22 protein-coding genes and 2 riboswitches are annotated in these 18979 nt (G+C 63.6%); of the genes, 13 read left to right on the top strand and 9 right to left on the bottom strand.

Annotation, left to right across the window (positions count from 1 at the left end):
- Window positions 1-56 precede the first annotated feature (56 nt).
- Entirely contained in the window at window positions 57-386 is a 330-nt protein-coding gene (locus RA21_RS06915; RefSeq protein ID WP_039147491.1) for a cupredoxin domain-containing protein, read from the bottom strand.
- Window positions 377-901: a DUF4142 domain-containing protein gene (locus tag RA21_RS06910; protein ID WP_039147490.1), complete on the bottom strand. Its 525-nt coding sequence runs from the start codon at window positions 899-901 to the stop codon at window positions 377-379. The genes RA21_RS06915 and RA21_RS06910 overlap by 10 nt, the downstream gene beginning before the upstream one ends.
- 134 nt (window positions 902-1035) lie before the next feature.
- Between RA21_RS06910 and RA21_RS06905 the strand changes: the two genes are divergently transcribed.
- Window positions 1036-2016 (top strand): AraC family transcriptional regulator, encoded by a 981-nt coding sequence (locus RA21_RS06905; protein WP_039147489.1) that lies wholly within the window; start codon window positions 1036-1038, stop codon window positions 2014-2016.
- A 114-nt stretch (window positions 2017-2130) separates the two neighbouring features.
- Window positions 2131-2502, top strand: a complete 372-nt coding sequence (locus RA21_RS06900) for an SPW repeat domain-containing protein (RefSeq protein ID WP_039147488.1) — start codon at window positions 2131-2133, stop codon at window positions 2500-2502.
- Window positions 2503-2505: 3 nt separating this feature from the next.
- On the opposite strand, the gene RA21_RS06895 is transcribed toward RA21_RS06900, so the two are convergent.
- On the bottom strand, window positions 2506-3342 hold the full coding sequence (locus tag RA21_RS06895) for a LysR substrate-binding domain-containing protein (RefSeq protein WP_039147487.1): 837 nt from the start codon (window positions 3340-3342) through the stop codon (window positions 2506-2508).
- Window positions 3343-3438: 96 nt separating this feature from the next.
- On the opposite strand from RA21_RS06895, the gene RA21_RS06890 reads away from it, so the two are divergent.
- Window positions 3439-4143 carry an SDR family oxidoreductase gene (locus tag RA21_RS06890; RefSeq protein WP_039147486.1) on the top strand — a complete coding sequence of 235 codons (705 nt, stop codon included), beginning with the start codon at window positions 3439-3441 and terminating at the stop codon, window positions 4141-4143.
- A gap of 55 nt (window positions 4144-4198) precedes the next feature.
- Here the strand turns inward: RA21_RS06890 and RA21_RS06885 are convergent, their stop codons facing one another.
- The gene (locus tag RA21_RS06885; RefSeq protein WP_039147485.1) at window positions 4199-5134 is read right to left on the bottom strand and encodes a DMT family transporter; all 936 of its coding nucleotides are present in this window, start codon (window positions 5132-5134) and stop codon (window positions 4199-4201) included.
- 94 nt (window positions 5135-5228) lie between these two features.
- Between RA21_RS06885 and RA21_RS06880 the strand changes: the two genes are divergently transcribed.
- Window positions 5229-6731 (top strand): malonate--CoA ligase, encoded by a 1503-nt coding sequence (locus RA21_RS06880; protein ID WP_039147807.1) that lies wholly within the window; start codon window positions 5229-5231, stop codon window positions 6729-6731.
- Between the two features lie 65 nt (window positions 6732-6796).
- Here RA21_RS06880 and RA21_RS06875 read toward each other — a convergent pair whose 3' ends face one another.
- Window positions 6797-7435 carry a cation transporter gene (locus RA21_RS06875; protein WP_039147484.1) on the bottom strand — a complete coding sequence of 213 codons (639 nt, stop codon included), beginning with the start codon at window positions 7433-7435 and terminating at the stop codon, window positions 6797-6799.
- Window positions 7436-7508: 73 nt separating this feature from the next.
- Between RA21_RS06875 and RA21_RS06870 the strand changes: the two genes are divergently transcribed.
- Complete coding sequence (locus RA21_RS06870) at window positions 7509-7925, top strand: MerR family transcriptional regulator (RefSeq protein WP_039147483.1); 417 nt, start codon at window positions 7509-7511, stop codon at window positions 7923-7925.
- A 77-nt stretch (window positions 7926-8002) separates the two neighbouring features.
- On the opposite strand, the gene aroC is transcribed toward RA21_RS06870, so the two are convergent.
- Window positions 8003-9103 (bottom strand): chorismate synthase, encoded by a 1101-nt coding sequence (gene aroC, locus RA21_RS06865; protein ID WP_019297559.1) that lies wholly within the window; start codon window positions 9101-9103, stop codon window positions 8003-8005.
- 233 nt (window positions 9104-9336) lie between these two features.
- Window positions 9337-9428, top strand: a riboswitch (TPP riboswitch).
- A 32-nt stretch (window positions 9429-9460) separates the two neighbouring features.
- Between aroC and thiB the strand changes: the two genes are divergently transcribed.
- From thiB to RA21_RS06850, 3 genes are read left to right on the top strand one after another with little or no spacing between them, the layout of a single operon-like run.
- On the top strand, window positions 9461-10438 hold the full coding sequence (thiB, locus tag RA21_RS06860; protein ID WP_039147482.1) for a thiamine ABC transporter substrate binding subunit: 978 nt from the start codon (window positions 9461-9463) through the stop codon (window positions 10436-10438).
- Window positions 10414-11970 carry a thiamine/thiamine pyrophosphate ABC transporter permease ThiP gene (locus RA21_RS06855; protein ID WP_052257609.1) on the top strand — a complete coding sequence of 519 codons (1557 nt, stop codon included), beginning with the start codon at window positions 10414-10416 and terminating at the stop codon, window positions 11968-11970. Before thiB ends, RA21_RS06855 begins: the two co-directional genes overlap by 25 nt.
- On the top strand, window positions 11957-12655 hold the full coding sequence (locus RA21_RS06850; protein WP_039147481.1) for a thiamine ABC transporter ATP-binding protein: 699 nt from the start codon (window positions 11957-11959) through the stop codon (window positions 12653-12655). Before RA21_RS06855 ends, RA21_RS06850 begins: the two co-directional genes overlap by 14 nt.
- Before the next feature lie 165 nt (window positions 12656-12820).
- On the opposite strand, the gene RA21_RS06845 is transcribed toward RA21_RS06850, so the two are convergent.
- Window positions 12821-13258, bottom strand: a complete 438-nt coding sequence (locus RA21_RS06845; RefSeq protein ID WP_019297562.1) for a 6,7-dimethyl-8-ribityllumazine synthase — start codon at window positions 13256-13258, stop codon at window positions 12821-12823.
- Window positions 13259-13393: 135 nt separating this feature from the next.
- A riboswitch (FMN riboswitch) is annotated at window positions 13394-13544 on the bottom strand.
- A gap of 158 nt (window positions 13545-13702) precedes the next feature.
- Here RA21_RS06845 and RA21_RS06840 point away from each other — a divergent pair.
- Window positions 13703-14326, top strand: coding sequence for an FMN-binding negative transcriptional regulator (locus tag RA21_RS06840; RefSeq protein ID WP_039147480.1), 624 nt, complete (start codon window positions 13703-13705; stop codon window positions 14324-14326).
- On the opposite strand, the gene RA21_RS06835 is transcribed toward RA21_RS06840, so the two are convergent.
- Window positions 14305-14601 (bottom strand): antibiotic biosynthesis monooxygenase family protein, encoded by a 297-nt coding sequence (locus RA21_RS06835; protein WP_019297564.1) that lies wholly within the window; start codon window positions 14599-14601, stop codon window positions 14305-14307. The two genes, RA21_RS06840 and RA21_RS06835, sit on opposite strands and share 22 nt — an antisense overlap.
- A 112-nt stretch (window positions 14602-14713) precedes the next feature.
- Between RA21_RS06835 and RA21_RS06830 the strand changes: the two genes are divergently transcribed.
- The 4 genes from RA21_RS06830 (at window position 14714) to RA21_RS06815 (ending at window position 18243) form a co-directional block, all read left to right on the top strand.
- Window positions 14714-15316, top strand: a complete 603-nt coding sequence (locus RA21_RS06830; protein ID WP_039147479.1) for a glutathione S-transferase — start codon at window positions 14714-14716, stop codon at window positions 15314-15316.
- Between the two features lie 211 nt (window positions 15317-15527).
- Complete coding sequence (petA, locus tag RA21_RS06825; RefSeq protein WP_039147478.1) at window positions 15528-16088, top strand: ubiquinol-cytochrome c reductase iron-sulfur subunit; 561 nt, start codon at window positions 15528-15530, stop codon at window positions 16086-16088.
- Between the two features lie 12 nt (window positions 16089-16100).
- Window positions 16101-17435, top strand: a complete 1335-nt coding sequence (petB, locus tag RA21_RS06820; protein ID WP_019297567.1) for a cytochrome b — start codon at window positions 16101-16103, stop codon at window positions 17433-17435.
- Window positions 17436-17454: 19 nt separating this feature from the next.
- Window positions 17455-18243 (top strand): cytochrome c1, encoded by a 789-nt coding sequence (locus RA21_RS06815; RefSeq protein WP_019297568.1) that lies wholly within the window; start codon window positions 17455-17457, stop codon window positions 18241-18243.
- A gap of 151 nt (window positions 18244-18394) precedes the next feature.
- Here RA21_RS06815 and RA21_RS06810 read toward each other — a convergent pair whose 3' ends face one another.
- Entirely contained in the window at window positions 18395-18832 is a 438-nt protein-coding gene (locus RA21_RS06810) for a glyoxalase superfamily protein (RefSeq protein ID WP_039147477.1), read from the bottom strand.
- Window positions 18833-18979 lie beyond the last annotated feature (147 nt).

The following is an 18979-nucleotide window of genomic DNA, read 5'->3' as shown; positions in this document are numbered from 1 at the left end:
CCTGCACAGAAGATACGGGCGTCCCGATGCGGGGCGCCCGTTTTCGTTGCAGCCTGTCACGCGGTGACGATCACTTGCGCTTTCATCTTTGGATGGAAGGCGCAGAAATAGGCATACGTTCCCGGTGTATCAAAGGTGAGCGTGGCAGACCCGTTCCTTTCCAGTTCGCCTGTGTCCCACAGATGATTATCTTCAGTCGCCGTATGCGGGGCAATGTCCTCATTCACCCACTCGACACGCTGACCAGCCTTAATAGAGACTGTTTTCGGGTCAAATGCGAACTTCCGGATCCGGACCCGGACTGTTGGTGCGGCCGCTGCGGGCAAGGCTGCTGCGGCCGCCGTCAGTCCGCCCGCTGCGATCAGCCGCCGCCGTGTCAGCTGCATTGCAGATTGCTGACCATCTGTTCCGCATGGCTTTCGTGCACCTTGAATGTCGCCAGCGCATCCGTCAGCAGCTCTTTGAGCGGCGCAACCGTGACTGCCGGGAGAAAGCTTTCCTCGACGGTCTTGTTGACAACCTGATGGTAGCCCAGCTCATTTTGGGCATAGGCGCAGTCGAAGGCGTTGCCGGAGAGGCCCATCAGCTCTGCCCGCTTGTCTGCGGCCCCCTTTACCAGGGCACGGCTGAGGTCGTTGTCCTGAGGCGTGACGTTCAATTCGGTGATCAGATCAACTGCAGCTGAGTTGACCGCGGAGTGGTCGCGGATCATGGTTTCAGCAAAGCTGCGCACGTCGGCATTTTCAGATACCGCCAGTGCGAGATGGGCATAGCGTATGTCCAGCTGGCCTGCAGTATAGGCGGTATGGGCGATTTCGAGGTCATTCATCGGCTCTGCGGCATGGGCCGGCAGGACCACGGCGCCAGCGAGAACAGCGGCGGAAAGCAAACGGAATGTCATCTTGCGACTCCTTGTTTTGTCAGTCCCACCTTGATCCGTGAAAACGTTGTGGCGTTGAATGCGTGATAGGCCGAAAGATATTGCAGATCGTCCAGCACTCTGGACGCGTGGCACCGAAGGGGTATCCTCCTGCCATGCTGGATCTGTTAAGCGACATTCTCACGCGGCTTTCCCTGAAGGGGACGCTCTATTTCCGCACCTCGTTCACGCCGCCGTGGGGGGTGCATGTGCCGTCCTTCCAGAATGTGGCGCGGTTCCATTTTGCCCATCGCGGTGAATGCCTGGTGCATCTGCCGCAGACCGGTGACACGATCCGGCTGGCGCAGGGGGATCTGGTGGTGATCCCGCATGGGGCGGAACATATGCTGTTTTGCTCCACCACCGGCAAAGAGGCAGTCCTGACGCTGGAGCGGGTGCTGGAGCTGTCCGGGTATCAGGGCGAAGGCGTGCTGGTTTACGGCGGGGATGAGGACGACCGGGATACGCAGCTGATTTGCGGGCATATTTCTTATGGCGCGCAAGGGCATACCGGTGCCGGGCATATGCTTTTGGACCGTTTGCCGCCCTATATGCATATTCAGGACTATGGCGAAGCCCGCGGTGCCTGGCTGGAGGCAACGTTGCGGGTCATTGCCGCGGAAGCCGGGCAGGCGCGCATGGGCGGTGACCTGATTGCGCTGAAAATGTCCGAAGCGATCTTTGCGCAGGCGATCCGGGTGCACCTGGAAAGCCTGACGTCGGATGACAGCGCCTTGGCCGGTTTTGCAGACCCCCGGCTCCACCGCGCCTTGACGGCGTTTCACAAAAATCCGGCAGCAAACTGGTCGGTGGAGGACCTGGCCCGGACGGCGGGAATGTCGCGGACCGGGTTTGCCCAAACCTTTACTGCCAAGATGGAGGTGACGCCGATGCAGTATCTTACGTCCTGGCGGATGCAAATTGCCTGCCAGGGGCTGGCGGAGCAGGGATTGAATGTCGCCGACGCGGCGGAACTGGCGGGCTACGCTTCCGAAGCTGCGTTTTCCAGGGTGTTCCGCAAGCAGGTTGGCCTCTCTCCGGCGGCGTACCGGCAGAAGCATGCCAATGTCGATTTTTCCGAAACGTCGCACATGTGAACGATCTGCAAGGTTTCTTGTCTTAGCTAGAGTTATTCGTTCCTGATTTTGAGTCCACTCTGGGTTCATGGCCGCAAACCTTGCGGTCCTGAAAAACAGAAAAGGACCTGACACATGCCCCTCCGTTTTTTGACGCGCACCATCCACGCCTATCTCGACTACCCGGTGGCCATTGCCCTGATGGGGCTGCCGTTCCTGCTGGGCCTCGGTGAAAGCAATCCGCTGGCGCTGTGGCTGTCGGTGGCAACCGGCATCGCCGCATTTGTCCTGACGGTGCTGACGGACCATCACCTCGGCCTGATCCGGGTGCTGCCTTACAAGCTGCATCTGACGGTTGACCTGATTGTTGGCCTCATCTTTCTGGCGGCGCCTTTTGTCTTTGGCTTTGCCGGGCTGGATGCGGCCTTCTACTGGCTGAATGGCGCGGCGGTTGTTGCTGTGATCTCGCTCAGCGCGCCGGAAGAAGCTGAGGCCGCCTCTGCCTGAATGTTATTGGCGCAGCAGCCAGTCCACCACCGTCTTGGCCCGGCCCTGAGTGCTGGGCCAAAGCACATAGAAGCCCTGATCCCCCAGCCGCGGGGCCTGCCACAGCTCTGCCAGCGGCTGGCTGCCCAGGAAAATGCGGGGCACAAGGGCGATGCCCTGGCCGTTCATTGCCGCATCCATCGCCAGAGCCGTCTGGTTGAATTGCAGCACCCGGCCCGTGGCAGAGAGACCCTCCTGCCGCAGCAGAAGGTCCCAGTGGTGGTGCCCGTCCTGGATCAGCGTGTGCTGCGCCAGATCCTCCAGTTCGGGAGAATCCTCTTTTGTTAGAGCCGAATCCTGGCGTGCCACTGCCACCAGGTCCACCAGCGACAGCAGCGCAGAGTTCAGGCTGCTTTCCTGCGGCTTGCCGCCCTGGCGGATGGCGATGTCGATGCCGTCGCGCTTGAAATCCGTCAGGCTTTCCTCGGCCACAACCCGCAGGTCGATGCCGGGGTGGCGGGCCTCGAACTCCGGCAGCCGGGGCACCAGCCATTTCGAGGCAAAGGAAGGCGGCACCGACAGCGTCACCCGCTGCACCGCGGGTGCCAGCTGGTCTGTGGCTTCGCGGATCAGCATCAGCGCCTGCCGGACTGGCGCATGATAGCTGCGGCCTGTGTCCGTGAGGGTCAGCCCGCGGGCGTGGCGGTGGAACAGTTTGTGGCCCAGATCGGCCTCCAGCCGCCGCACCTGCTGCGCCACTGCGCCCTGGGTCAGGTGCAGCTCCTCCGCAGCGCGGCCGAAGTTCAGGTGGCGGGCGGCGGCATCGAACATCCGCAGGGCATTGAGGTTGGGCAGGCGCATCAGGTTACAGCCAGTAGTTTTTCTACAGTCTGGCGCGATGAGACATGATTGGTCAAGCGCGGCCTGAACCGCCATCTTGGAGGCAAGCAAAGGAGTATGGACATGACCAAGGTTGCTCTCTTCACCGCCGCAGGCAGCGGCATGGGCGCGGATGCCGCCCGCCACCTTCACGAACAAGGGTATGAGGTTGCGATCCTGTCGTCCTCCGGCAAGGGCGAGGCGCTGGCGCAGGAGCTGGGCGGGGTGGGCCACACTGGCTCTAATTTGGAGCAATCCGATCTGCAGGCGCTGGTGGACAAGGCAATGGACCGCTGGGGGCGGATCGACGTGCTGGTCAATTCCGCAGGTCACGGGCCCAAGGGCGACATCATGGAAATCAGTGACGAGGACTGGCATCTGGGGATGGAGTTCTACCTGATGAATGTGATCCGCCCGGCGCGGCTGGTGGCGCCCATCATGGCGGCGCAGGGCAAGGGGTCGATCATCAACATTTCCACCTTTGCGGTGTTTGAGCCGGATCCGCTGTTCCCGACTTCCGGCGTGTTCCGGGCGGGGCTTGCAAGCTTTACCAAGCTGTTTGCCGACAAGTTCGCGGCCCAGGGTGTGCGCATGAACAACGTGCTGCCGGGCTTCATCGACAGCCTGCCGGAGACTGAGGACCGCAAGGCGCGGATCCCGATGGGGCGTTATGGCACTGCGCGCGAGGTGTCTGCGCTGGTGGCCTATCTGGCCTCGGATGATGCGGGTTATACCACCGGGCAGAACATTCGCGTGGACGGCGGTTTGACCCGCGCAATCTGAGCCAGGCTGATTGGGAAGCAGGCCCAGCTGTCGGAAAACTCCTTGGTAGAGCCTGTTATCCGCCCTTGGGGTCGATCAGCGGCTTGGCCTTGCCGCGCCGCAGGCCCAGCCGGTGCTCGCGCCAGATCACCAGCACATTGCCGGCAATCACCAGTGCGGCGCCGGCCAGCATCACCAGCGTCGGCCATTCATCGAACCAGACGTAGCCGATCACGATGGCAAAGATCATCGAGGCATAGTCATAAGGCGCCAGCATCGAGGCGGGCGCAAAGCGGTAGGAGGAGGTGACCAGGATCTGTGCCACGCCGCCGACCAGCCCGGCGCTGACCAGCAGCGCGGCGGTCTGCGCATCCGGCATCACCCAGCCGAAAGGTGCCGTCAGCAGCGCGAGGGCCGAGGCGGTCAGCGAGAAATAGAACACGATGGCCGCGGTATGCTCCGACTGCACCATGCGGCGGATGTGAATCTGCACAAAGCCGCGGGCCACGGTGGCCCCGACCACCAGCAGCACCCCCAGCATGGCACCATCGCCCAGATCGCCGCCCAGGCGCGGCCAGATCATGATCAGAACGCCCAGAAGGCCGATGGCGACGGCGCTGATCCGCACCAGCCGGATGGTCTCGCCCAGAAACAGCGCCGCCAGGAGCAGCGTGAAGATCGGCGTGGCATAGCCGATGGCCGTGACTTCCGGCAGCGGCAGCAGCGCCAGCCCCATGAAGGTCATGCCCATCGCCGAGGTGCCGACCAGTCCGCGCCACACGTGAAACATCGGCTTCTTGGTGATCAGCCCGTGCCGCAGCTCGCCGCGCGCCGCCAGCCAGGCCACAATTGCGGGGATCGCAAAGAAGGAGCGGAAGAACACCGCCTCTCCTGCGGGCACGGTTTCCGAGGTGGCCTTGATGATCCCGGACAATGCGGTGAACAGCGCAATCGCGGTCACTTTCAAGAGGACCGCCAGCACAGGCCGATGCGATGTTAAGGATTTTGCCATGGCGCGACCCTGCGCCCAAGCGCCGCAAAGATCAATGGCTTGATTTTGGCTGGCCAAGCCGCGCAAATGGCGCCGCCAGATGAAGGAGCCGCCGATGTATGACGCCAACCACTTGATCCGCCAGCTGCGCGAGTCCTCGCTGGGGCGCGAGGAGGATGTTTTTGCCCGGCTCCCGGAGGGCGGCACGGTCACCTTCGGCGCGCTGTTTGCCGGAGCGGAGCGGATGGCGGCAGCCTTGGCGGCCCAGGGGGTGCAGCCCGGCGACCGGGTGGCGGTGCAGGTTCAGAAGACCATTCAGGCGATTGAGCTGTACCTGGGCACGGTGATGGCGGGCGGCATCTTTCTGCCCTTGAACACTGCCTATACCGGGCCGGAAGTCGCCTATTTCGTTGGCGACGCAACGCCCCGGGTGGTGGTTTGCGATCCTGCACGGCTGGAGGAGATCAGCGCGGTCTCCGGCGCGGCCAAGGTGCTGACATTGGATGCGGCGGGGCAGGGGAGCTTGCGCGATCTGGCTGACGGGCAGAACGGATTTGAAGCGGTTGCCCGAAAGGCGGATGATCTTGCGGCGATCCTTTATACCTCCGGCACCACCGGGCGCTCCAAGGGTGCGATGCTGAGCCATGACAATTTGGCCTCCAACTCGCTGACGCTGCGGGATTGCTGGCGGTTCACCAAGGACGACGTGCTGATCCATGCGCTGCCGATCTTCCACACACACGGGCTGTTTGTGGCAACCAATGTGGCGCTGTTTGCCGGCGCCCAGGTGGTGTTCCTGCCGGGGTTCGATGGGGATGCCATTTTGGAGGCGATGCCCAAGGCCACGGCGCTGATGGGGGTGCCGACCTTTTACACCCGCCTGCTGTCGGATGACCGGCTGACGCCGGAGCGCGCTGCAAACATGCGTCTGTTCATCTCCGGCTCCGCACCCCTGCTGGTCGATACCCACGAGCAGTGGGAGGCCCGCACCGGCCACCGCATCCTGGAACGCTACGGGATGACCGAAACCAATATGAGCACCTCCAACCCCTATGACGGAGAGCGCCGGGCCGGCACCGTCGGTTTCCCGCTGCCGGGGGTGGAGGCGCGGGTGATGCGGGACGGTTCTGAGGTGCCGGCCGGAGAGATCGGCGTGCTGGAGGTGCGCGGGGCCAATGTGTTCCAGGGCTATTGGCAGATGCCGGAGAAAACGGCGGAGGAGCTGCAGCCGGATGGCTGGTTCATCACCGGCGACATGGCAAAGATCGACGCTGACGGTTATGTCACCATTGTCGGGCGCGAGAAGGATCTGATCATCACCGGCGGATTCAATGTCTATCCCAAGGAGGTCGAAAGCTTGATCGACGATCTGCCGGGGGTTCTGGAAAGCGCCGTCATTGGCGTGCCGCATCCCGACTTTGGCGAGGCAGTGGTGGCGGTGGTTGTGCCGGAAGGCAAGGGCACCAGTGCAGAGGCGATCAAGGCGGCGCTGATGGGGCAATTGGCCAAGTTCAAGCAGCCCAAGGAGATCATCCTGCTGGAGGCCTTGCCGCGCAACACCATGGGCAAGGTGCAGAAGAAAGCCCTGCGTGAGGAATACGCAGGGCTGTTTGGCTGAAGCACTGTTCCGTCCGGCCGGCATACCGGTCCGCGCCCGCCCCTCTCCACGGGAGGGCGCTGCCCTTAGTGTTGGTGCGCTTCTGCGTGTGCCTCTTCCTCGCGCCATTCCCGCACTGCCTGCACCAGGATCTGGAAGGCAGAGCTCAGGAACAGCCCGCCCATGATGCCGGCCACGATGAGGTCCGGCCAGCCGGTGGCGGTGCCCCAGACCCCCAGGGCGGCAATCATCACCGCCACATTGCCGATCGCATCATTGCGCGAGCAGAGCCAGACCGAGCGCACATTGGCGTCCCCGTCCTTGTAGCGGGCCAGCAGCATGACCGAGATCAGGTTGGCCGCCAGCGCCATGAAGCCGATCACACCCATGATCTGCGCCTGCGGCACGCCGACGTAAAACACCTGGTACACTGTGGAGCCAAACACCCAGGCGCCCATCAGCAACAGGCTGATGCCCTTGCCCAGGGCCGCCAGCGCGCGGGTGCGCAGGGTGGCGCCGATCACCGCCAATGAGATGCCATAGGTCAGCGCGTCACCCAGAAAATCCAGCGCGTCCGCCTTCAGCGCCTGGCTGCCGGACATCTGCCCCGCGCCCATTTCCACCGCGAACATGCCGGCGTTGATGGCGATCACTAGCCAAAGCCTGCGTTTGTAGTCGTCCGATACCCCGTCGAACCTTGCGTTGTGATTGCAGCAGCCTGCCATTGCTCTTGTCCTCATTCCTGATTCGATATCAATGTAGGGCCTCTAGTCACTAGAGCATCAAGAGGTCATTGCGATGTTTTCCATCGGCCAGCTGTCCAAGGCCACCGGCGTGAAGGTGCCCACCATCCGCTATTACGAGGAAATCGGCCTGCTGCCGCAACCGGGCCGCAATGCCGGCAACCAGCGCCGCTACGGGCAGGACGGCATGGACGCGCTGGGTTTTATCAGACATGCCCGCGACCTTGGGTTTTCGCTGGAGGACATCAAGGTGATGATGTCGATCGAGGGACAATTGGGAGAGGATTGCTCAGAGGTGCACCGCATCGCCGAGGCGCAGCTGAATGCGGTGCGGGCGCGGATAACCAGGCTGGAGCGGCTGGCGGGGGAGTTGGAGCGCATCACCCATCTGTGCGGCCACGGGCAGGGCGGAGATTGCAAGGTGCTGTCGGCGCTGGGCGATCACGGGCAATGCGGCAGCGACCACGGCTGAGGAACGAAAAAGGCGAAGCCTGCATCTGCACGCTTCACCCTTGAGAATGCGAATTGGCGCTTATTAGAGCCTTACCTTCAGCCGATCCGGCCCTGGTTTTCGCCGATCTGGCCGCGGTGCAGCAACAGGTGGTCGAGGATTACGCAGGCCATCATCGCCTCGGCCACCGGCACCGCGCGGATGCCGACGCAGGGGTCGTGGCGGCCCTTGGTGATCACCTCGGTGGCGGAGCCGTCCTTGCGGATCGATTTGCGCGGGGTGAGGATTGACGACGTTGGCTTGACCGCAAAGCGCACCACAACATCCTGCCCGGTGGAGATGCCGCCGAGGATGCCGCCGGCGTGGTTGGAGGAATACTCAGGGCCGTTTTCGCCCATGAAAATCTCGTCGGCGTTTTCCGAACCTTTGAGGCGCGCGGCGTTCATGCCTTCGCCGATCTCGACGCCCTTCACGGCGTTGATCGACATCATCGCGGCGGCCAGATCGGTGTCCAGCTTGCCATAAACCGGCGCGCCGATGCCTGCGGGGACACCCCGGGCAACAACCTCAACCACGGCGCCAACGGAATCATGCGCCTTGCGCAGGGCCTGCAGGTAGTCTTCCCATTCCTGCACTGCGCCAGCGTCGGGGATCCAGAAATCATTCTGTTCAATCGCGTCCCAGTCAAAGCGGCTGCGGTCGATCTCCAGCTCGCCCATTTGGGTCATGTAGCCCTTGATCTCCAGCCCCGGCACCAGTGCCTTGATTGCTTCACGTGCAACACCGCCGGCTGCCACCCGCGCCGCGGTCTCGCGCGCCGAGGAGCGGCCGCCGCCGCGGTAGTCGCGGTTGCCGTATTTCTGGAAATAGGTGATGTCGGCGTGGCCCGGGCGGAAGGTCTGGGAAATCTCGCCGTAGTCCTTGGAGCGCTGGTCGGTGTTTTCGATCATCAGCTGGATCGGGGTGCCGGTGGACATGCCGTCGAACACGCCGGAGAGGATCTTCACCGCGTCCGGCTCATTGCGCTGGGTGGTATTCTTGTTCTGGCCGGGGCGGCGCTTATCCAGCCACTGCTGCAGCATTTCCGGCTCCAGCGGCACGTTCGGCGGGCAGCCGTCGACGGTGGCGCCTAGCGCGGGCCCGTGGCTCTCGCCCCAGGTGGTGACGCGGAAGAGGTGTCCAAAGCTGTTCATCGACATGAGGCGCGGTCTCCTTTGCGGGACGTGCTTAGCGGGCAGGGGCCTGTGCCTCAAGCGGATTCCTCTGCGGCAAAGGCGAGAGGGGGCGTTGCCCCCGCCGCCTGGGGCGGCTCCCCCGGGATATTTTCAGCTGGAAGAACACAGGATCGGCGCGGGCGGCGGTCCAGTTTGCAAAGGGTCATAGGTCCTGACGGGGCTTTGGCTTGTCATTGCCGCGCCCGGGGCATAATGTCCGCGCCACCTCGGGGTGCGCGCAAGCGCTGAGATGACACCCGTTGAACCTGAACCGGATCACACCGGCGGAGGGAAGGTACTGGACAGCCTCCACCCTTGCCCAAAGCCGCAAAGGAGGATGGCATGAAACATCTTGCATTTGCAGCGGGACTGCTTGGCGCCTCGGCAGCCTTTGCCGAAACGCCCGAACTCACCGTTTATACCTATGACAGCTTTGTTTCCGACTGGGGCCCAGGCCCGGCAGTGGAAAAGGCGTTTGAGGAGGTTTGCGGCTGCGACCTGAAACTGGTTGGCGCAGGCGATGGCGCGGCGCTCTTGGCGCGGGTCAAGCTGGAGGGCGAACGCTCGGACGCGGACGTGGTGCTGGGGCTGGATACCAACCTGACCGCGGCGGCCAAGGAAACCGGGTTGTTTGCAGAGCATTCCGTGAGCGCCGAGTTTGCGCTGCCGGTGGAATGGAACGACGCGACCTTTGTGCCCTATGACTGGGGCTACTTTGCCTTTGTCCATAACGCCGATGCCGCGGCGCCTGCGGATTTCAAGGCGCTGGCGGCGAGCGACAAGAAGATCGTCATCCAGGATCCGCGCTCCTCAACCCCCGGTCTGGGCCTGCTGCTGTGGGTCAAGGCCGCCTATGGCGACGAGGCGCCGGAGATCTGGAAGGGCCTGTCTGACAACGTCGTGACCGTGACCAAGGGCTGGTCCGAGGCTTATGGCATGTTCCTGGAGGGTGAGGCCGACATGGTGCTGTCCTATACCACTTCGCCGGCCTATCACCTGATTGCCGAGGAAGACGGCTCCAAGGCGGCAGCGGCCTTTGATGAGGGGCATTACATGCAGGTGGAGGTGGCCGGCAAACTGGCGAACAGCGACCAGCCGGAGCTGGCCGACCAGTTCCTGGCCTTCATGGTGTCGGATGCGTTCCAGTCGATCATTCCGACCACCAACTGGATGTATCCGGCGGTGACCCCGGCGGCAGGCCTGCCGGAAGGATTCGGCACCCTGATCGCGCCTGAAAAATCGTTGCTGCTGAGCGAAACGGAAGCGGCAGAAGTGCGCGATGCGGCGCTGGGCGAATGGCTGGACGCGCTCAGCCAGTAAGCGCCTTTCCCGGAAGCGCCGCTGCCCTGCTGGTGGCGGCGCTGATTCTGGGGACGCTGGGGGCTGTTGCCCTGCGGGCCGAGGCCGGCACCGGGTTTGGCGTTAGCGACTGGGCGGCGCTGCGGTTCACGCTGACCCAGGCGAGTCTGTCGGCGCTCTTGAGCGTCGGCCTTGCCATTCCCGTCGCCCGCGGGCTGGCGCGGCGGCGGTTCCCGGGGCGGACGCTGCTGATTGCACTGCTGGGCGCGCCCTTCATTCTTCCTGTAATTGTTGCGATCCTTGGTCTGTTGGCTGTCTTTGGCCGGGCCGGCTGGCTGAGCCAAGGGTTGATTTTCCTTGGGTTAGAGCCTGTTCAAATCTACGGGCTGCACGGGGTGGTGCTGGCGCATGTGTTCTTCAACCTGCCGCTGGCGACGCGTCTGATCCTGCAGGGCTGGCAGGAAATTCCTGCCGAGCGTTTCCGTCTGGCGGCGCAGCTGGATGCCGGGCCGCTGGCGATGTGGCGGCTGCTGGAAGGGCCGATGCTGCGGCGGGTGGCGCCCGGCGCGCTGGCGGTGGTCTTTGCCATTTGCCTGTCGAGCTTCGCGGTGGCGCTGACCTTGGGCGGCGGCCCCCGGGCGACCACCATCGAACTCGCCATCTATCAGGCGTTCCGCTTTGATTTCGACCTCGGCCGCGCGGCGCTTCTGTCGGGGCTGCAGCTGCTGCTGACCGGTGCCGCCGCGCTGGTGGCGTTGCGGGTGTCGGCGGGCGAAGGATTTGGGGCCGGGCTTGACCGGGCTGTGCAGCGCTGGGACGGGCAGGGGTTGCTGGCGCGCGGATTGGACGGGTTCTGGATTGTCTTGTCGGCGGCGTTTTTGCTGCTGCCGCTGGCGGCAATCGTGCTGGCGGGTCTGCCGGGGCTGGCTGCCTTAAAAGGCTCCGTTTGGCAGGCCGCCGGAAACTCCATCCTGGTTGCCGCGCTCAGCACCGTGATTCTGCTGATGCTGGCCCTGCCGATGGCCGCTGCGGCTGCCGCGGGGCGCAGCGGCATCGCCGAACTTTCGGGTATCCTCGGCCTTGCGGCCTCGCCGCTGGTGATCGGCACCGGGTTGTTCATTCTGATCTATCCCATTGCGGACCCGTTTGCGCTGGCGCTGCCGGTGACGGCGCTGGTCAATGCGGTGATGGCGCTGCCTTTTGCCATGCGCATTCTGGTGCCGCGGGCGCGGGAGGTTCTGGGGCGCTATGGCCGGTTGTCGCTGTCGCTGGACATGCAGGGATGGGCGTTCGTGCGCCGGGTCTACCTGCCGCGGATGCGGGCACAGACAGGGTTTGCGGCCGGGCTAGCAGCGGCGCTGTCGATGGGCGACCTTGGTGTGGTGGCGCTGTTTGCCGATCCGGACTTTGCTACGCTGCCGTTGCAGATCTACCGGCTGATGGGCGCTTACCGGATGGAGGCGGCGGCAGGTGCGGCGCTGCTCTTGCTGATGCTGTCGATGGGCGCATTCTGGATATTGGACCGCGGGGGACGCTGGCATGCTGAGGCTTGAGAATTGCCGGATCATGAACGGCGACTACGCGGTGGAAGCCGATCTGGAGATCGCGCCCGGCGCCTGCGTCGCGGTGATCGGCCCTTCTGGCGCCGGGAAATCGACGCTGGTGGAGGCCGTGGCCGGTTTCCTGCCGGTGACCCGCGGGCGTATTTTGTGGAATGGCGCGGAGCTGACCCGCCAGGCGCCGGGCAAGCGGCCGGTGGCAATGCTGTTTCAGGACGGCAACCTGTTCCCGCATCTGACCGTGGCGCAGAACGTGGCGCTGGGGCTGCATGCAAACCTGCGGCTGAGCGCGGCGGAGTGGCGCCAGGTTGAGGCCGCGCTGGAGCGGGTTGGCCTGGGCGGCATGGGCACACGCAAGCCTGCGGCCCTGTCCGGCGGGCAGCAAAGCCGGGTGGCGCTGGCGCGGGTGCTGGTGCAGGGGCGGGACATACTGCTGTTGGATGAGCCCTTTGCCGCGCTGGGCCCGGCGCTGAAGGCAGAGATGCTGGACCTGGTGGCGGAACTGGCCCGCGAAAGCGGCGCCACGGTGCTGATGGTCAGCCATGATCCGAATGACGCCCGCCGGATAGCGGACCAGGTGGTGCTGGTGGCGGAGGGCAGGGCGCATGAGCCGCAGGCAACGGCGGAGCTGCTGAACAACCCGCCGCCGGCCTTGAAGGCTTATTTGGGATCTGCCTGACGCGCCGCCGGGAGCCGGTTTCGGAGGCGTGTAAGTGAAAAGGGGTTTCGCTACGAAACCTTGTTTATAAACAAATGGTTAAGCTGATTTTTTGGCCTTTTTGCCGGATGCCCGCCGCCGGTGCGGCGGGCTGGTGCAGGGGATAATGCACTGTAAGTGCTGCGTTTATGCGGCCAGCGCCGCCTCCCGCGTCTTGGTGATCATCAGCGCTGCACTGGCGGCTTCGTTGCCTTTTTGCACGAAGTGCGCGCGGTAGATGGCCATGTGATGCTCCGTTTCCTGGAAATGATGCGGTGTCAGCGAGACCGACAGAACCGGCACCCCGGTATCCATGCCGGCGCGCATCAGACCGTCAACCACGGCCTGCGCCACGAAATCATGCCGGTAGATGCCGCCGTCGACGACCAGCGCAGCGCAGGCCACGGCGGCGTATTTTCCGGTCTTTGCCAACTCCTGTGCCAAGAGCGGCATTTCAAAGGCACCGGGCACGTCGAACACGTCGACCTGCTCCGCCGGGATCAGCTGCAGGAAGCCCTCCAGCGCCTGGTCGACAATATCGGCATGCCATTGCGCCTTGATGAAGGCATAGCGGGTGTGTGTCATTTCGTAATCTCCTATACAGTTTGGTGGCCTGCTGGCGGCCGCGAAAACCGGTGTCCACTTTTCGCTGCCAGCACGGCATGACACGTCACCCAAGGCGATCACGAACAGACGGGCGCACGTATCCGTGGCTCGCCTGCACGTTCTCTTCCATCCGGACTATGACCGTCGGCTCTGGAGTCGCACCAGATCTGCTGACACTTCCAAAAGCTTGGAAGCCGCTCGCGGGCTTACGGGACTTGGCCCGCTTACCGCCGGTGGGGAATTCCGCCCCGCCCTGAGAACACGCGGACATTGCCAAGCGGCGCAGCCGATTTCAAGATCGGAACGCTGGGGGCCCGTCCGGGAAGTGAAATTGGTATTGTTCCTTGGCCGGGAAGTGGAGCTTTTCAAATTGCAGGACCCCATTCCATGGTACGGGGGACGGGCAGGCACAGGAGAATTTTCATGCACCCCAATCCGGTTTTTCACGATGCGGATACCGCGCAGAACCTGGCGTTTGCCCGTGCGCGGGCCTTTGGCGTTCTGGCGGTCTCCACGGAGGAGGCGCCGCTGATCAGCCATGTGCCGTTCCTGATTTCCGAAGACGGGGAATGGGCGGATCTGCATCTGGTGCGCTCCAATCCGATTGTGCGGATGCTGAAGGAAGCGCGCCCGGCCAGGATCGCCGTCAGCGGGCCGGATGGCTATGTCTCGCCGGACTGGTACGGGGTGCCAGATCAGGTGCCGACCTGGAACTATGTCGCGGTGCATCTGACTGGCGAGCTGGAGTTGCGTCCGGATGAGGAATTGCGCGATCTGCTGGACCGGCAGTCGGCGTTCTATGAGGCGCGGCTGGCGCCGAAGCCGCCCTGGACGACGGCCAAGATGGATGCAGCGGCGCTGGCGCGGATGATGCGGATGATCGTGCCCGCCCGGATGCGGATCACGGGCTCTGATGGCACCTGGAAGCTGAGCCAGAACAAACCGGACGCCGCGCGCGCCGGAGCCGCAGAGGCCATAGCCGGCGGCATGGGCGCGGAGCTGGAGGAGCTGGCGGTGCTGATGCGTCAGGCTTCTACCAGATCATAGTGTTTGATGGTGCGCGACTCGACCAGTTCGGCCTCGGCCGGGTCGATGTGCGGACTGGTGTAATCCTCGCCCACGAATGCCTTGAGCGAGGCCAGATCCCTCCAGACCATCACAAAGCTGAACTCCCGCGGGGTCTCAGAGCGCGGCGCGCCGGGCAGGACCGAGACGATGCCCTCGGTGCCCTTCATCAGCGGGATTGCGGTTTCGTGAAAGAACTTGCTGAACTCGGCTTCTTTGCCGGGCCGTATGGTAACCTGGAATATCCGCATGATCATTGTGGGGCTCCTGTCACTTGTTACACGGGCCCAGTCTAGCACAGTGCTGCATTTGCCCCTTCCCCTCAGGCCCGCTTGCAGTAGGCTGCGGCCAAACACCGGAGGATTTTCCATGAAGCTCACTTTTTCCCAGGCATCCCCCTTTGCCCGCAAGGTTGTGGTTTTGCTGCATGAAACCGGGCAGCTGGAGGATGTTGATATTATGGACGTCACCACCACGCCCCTGAAGCCCAGCCCGGATGTGAAGGCCAGCAACCCGCTGGCCAAGATCCCGGCGCTGGAGCGCAATGACGGGCCGGCCTTGTATGACAGCCGGGTGATCTGCGCCTACCTGGATGAGCGCGCAGGCGGCAAATTGTACGGCCGCGGCTGGGACAGCAAGGTGCTGGAGGCCACGGCCGACGGAATCATGGATGCGGCGGTGCTGATGTCTTATGAAAAACGGCTGCGTCCCGAAGATAAACAGTGGGACAATTGGCTGGACGCGCAGCGGGGCAAGGTGCTGGGCGGCTGCGCGGCGCTGAATGCGCGCTGGATGAGCCACCTGCAGGGGCCGCTGGATATCGGCCAGATCGCGGTGGCCTGCGCCCTGGCTTATGTGGATTTCCGCCACCCCGAAACCAACTGGCGCCAGGGTAATGAGGCGCTGGCGGACTGGTTCGCGGATTTCGAATCGCGCCCCGCGATGCAGGCGACAAAACCACCCGCGGCCTGAGCAGGCCCCTTGAAACAGACAGGTGTCGCGCCGATATGGGTGCGGCACTGTCACACAGGCGTGACAGAATTGCCGTCTGCGGCTTTCTGCGCGCCTATGACCGCTGGACGAAGCGGCTTCTCCCCGCTAGACACGCGCCTGAGTCACTGCGAGCAATCGCGGTGCATGCGCATGTTTGCCCTAAACGGGCGCTGGAATTGGAGAAAACCTCGTGTCCCACGCAGAAGACCACGAAGGAACCCGGAGAGATTTCCTCTACTACGCCACTGCCGGCGCCGGGGCAGTGACCGCGGGTGCCGCCGTATGGCCCCTGGTCAACCAGATGAACCCCTCCGCCGACGTGAAAGCGCTGTCCTCGATCCTGGTCGATGTCAGCGGCGTGGAAGTTGGCACGCAGATCTCGGTCATGTTCCTTGGTAAGCCGGTGTTCATCCGCCGCCGCACCCAGGAAGAGATCGAGGCAGCCCGTGCCGTGGAGCTGTCCGAACTGATCGACCCGCGGTCGGAAAACGCCAACAAGCCGGGCACCGACGCGGCTGACGTCAACCGCACCATGGACGACGCCGGCGAATGGCTGGTGATGATGGGTGTTTGCACCCACCTCGGCTGTGTGCCGCTGGGCGACGGTGCCGGCGAATTCAACGGCTGGTTCTGCCCGTGCCACGGCTCGCACTACGACACCGCAGGCCGCATCCGCAAAGGCCCGGCGCCGGAGAACCTGCACGTGCCGGTGGCTGAGTTCACCGACGCCAACACCATCAAGCTGGGATAAGGAAACGCGCTCATGTCCGGTATTCCGCACGACCATTACGAGCCGAAGACAGGCGCAGAAAAGTGGCTGCACAGCCGCCTGCCCATCGTCGGCCTGATCTATGACACCATCATGATCCCCACCCCCAAGAACCTGAACTGGTGGTGGATCTGGGGCATCGTCCTGGCCTTCTGCCTGGCGCTGCAAATCGTCACCGGCATCGTCCTGGTGATGCACTACACCCCGCATGTTGATCTGGCGTTCGCCTCTGTCGAGCATATCATGCGCGACGTGAACGGCGGCCATATGCTGCGTTACCTGCATATGAACGGCGCGTCGCTGTTCTTTGTTGCCGTCTACATCCACATCTTCCGCGGCCTGTACTACGGCTCCTACAAGGCGCCCCGCGAAGTCACCTGGATTGTCGGCATGCTGATCTACCTGATGATGATGGGCACCGCCTTCATGGGCTACGTTCTGCCCTGGGGCCAGATGTCCTTCTGGGGGGCCACCGTTATCACCGGCCTGTTTGGCGCGATCCCGTTCATCGGCGAAGCGATCCAGACCTGGCTGCTGGGCGGGCCCGCAGTGGACAACGCAACCCTGAACCGCTTCTTCTCGCTGCACTACCTGCTGCCCTTCGTGATTGCAGCGCTGGTGATCGTGCACATCTGGGCCTTCCACACCACCGGCAACAACAACCCGACCGGTGTTGATGTCCGCAAGGGGTCCAAGGAAGAAGCCAAGAAAGACACCCTGCCGTTCTGGCCGTACTTCGTGATCAAGGACTTCCTGGGCCTGGCCGTTGTGCTGGTTGTGTTCTGGGCCATCGTCGGCTTCATGCCGAACTACCTGGGCCACCCGGACAACTACATCGAAGCCAACCCGCTGGTGACCCCGGCGCACATCGTTCCGGAATGGTACTTCCTGCCGTTCTACGCGATCCTGCGTGCCTTCACCTCCGAGGTCTGGGTGGTGCAGTTCGCGTCCTTCGTGACCGGCGGCATTGTGGATGCGAAGTTCTTTGGCGTGATCGCCATGTTCGGCGCGATCCTGGCCATGGCGCTGGCGCCCTGGCTGGACACCTCCAACGTGCGTTCGGGCCGTTACCGCCCGATGTTCAAATGGTGGTTCGCGCTGCTGGTCGTCGACTTCTTTGCCCTGATGTGGCTGGGTGCGATGCCGGCGGAAGAGCCTTATGCATCGTTCTCGCTGATCGCATCGGCCTACTGGTTCGGCTACTTCTTCGTGATCCTGCCGCTGCTGGGCGTGATCGAGAAGCCGCTGGCTCAGCCTGCAACCATCGAAGAGGATTTCGACGCCCACTACGGCAAGAAGTCTTCTGCTGACGCCACTCCTGCCGAGTAAGAAGAAGGAACACCTGACAATGTTCAAGAAACTGGCAACCGGTGCCGCCTTCGCTCTGGCCATGATCCCTGCTGCGTCTTACGCAGCAGGCGGCGGCGAGCAGCACATCACCGACTACGCCTTCTCGTTTGAAGGCCCGTTCGGCACTTACGACCGCAACCAGCTGCAGCGCGGCCTGCAGATCTACACCGAAGTCTGCGCGGCCTGCCACGGGCTGAAGCTGGTGCCGCTGCGCACCCTGGCAGACGAGGGCGGCCCGCAGCTGCCGGAGGATCAGGTGCGTGCCTACGCAGCTGACAACTTCAGCGTCTACGATCCGGAACTGGATGAGGACCGCCCGGCCAAGCCGGTCGATCACTTCCCGGAGAACAACAACGCCGGCGCCCCGGACCTCAGCATGATGGCCAAGGCGCGTGCGGGCTTCCACGGCCCCTATGGCCTGGGCATCAACCAGCTGTTCAAGGGCATGGGCGGTGCCGAGTACATCGCCTCGCTGCTGGCCGGCTACACCGGTGAGTCCAAGGAAGAAGCAGGCACCACCTTCTATGAGAACACTGCCTTCCCGGGCGGCTGGATCTCCATGGCGCCGCCGCTGTCCGATGAGCAGGTGGAATTTGCCGACGGCCACGCCAACGACGTGGAAGCCATGTCGCAGGACGTCGCGGCCTTCCTGATGTGGACCGCAGAGCCCAAGATGATGGCGCGCAAGCAGGCCGGTTTTGTCGGCGTGCTGTTCCTGACCCTGCTGTCGGTGATGCTGTATCTGACCAACAAGCGCCTTTGGGCGCCGCACAAGGGCAAGCACTGATCCCTGGCAGCTGACTAAAGCTTGGAAACATCAAACCCCCGCAAGTGATGCTTGCGGGGGTTTTTCGTTGCTGACGGGGAGGGGCGCTGCCCCTCTGCGCGCGGACGCGCATTCACCCCGGGGTATTTCGGACCAGAAAGAAGCCGGAAGCCTAGGCCAGCGGGCTGACCGTCAGATGCGGAAGGCCGTTGGAAGTCTTCTGCGGCGAACGGTCGTCCGCATTGATCACCGCGGACACCCGCTGACGCCAGGAGGAGAAGCTGTCGAACTGGACCACGTCCACAGGCGCGTCGAATTGCAGGGTGATCCGCCGGTGGCCATTGCCGCCGCAGGCGGCCAGCCCGTGGACATAGCCGGTGAAGGGCTGGCCCAGATAGCGCCCCTCGACCCGCATCCCCACCTGCAGCTCCGGCGCGTTGGAGGCACGGGCGTGGAGCGTGTTCCAGTCGCGGAAACCGTAGTACTGGGCGATCCGCTCCAGGGCGGTGCTGTGGGGGATGGGCTGGCCCTGGGCTTTGGAATGCTTGCGCAAGAGCCGGGCCTCGGCCTTGAGCTGCGCAACAGAAGGAAGGGCAGAGTTGGTCTGCATGGATGTACCTTTCGCGAAAGAGTGCATGTGCCGTTGCAGACAGGGCTCGCATTGCTGTCTGGGCGTGCACCCAGGCGTCAGGATAAACCTTGTCCGGATTTCACCATGGCCAGCGGCCGCGAGCGGCAGGTATCCGGGACCTGTGTT

Origin of the sequence: Leisingera sp. ANG-DT (genome assembly GCF_000813785.1) — a bacterium.
GTDB lineage: Bacteria > Pseudomonadota > Alphaproteobacteria > Rhodobacterales > Rhodobacteraceae > Leisingera.
The sequence above is the reverse complement of the archived record's forward strand: the minus strand, read 5'-3'. Positions and strand labels throughout refer to the sequence as shown.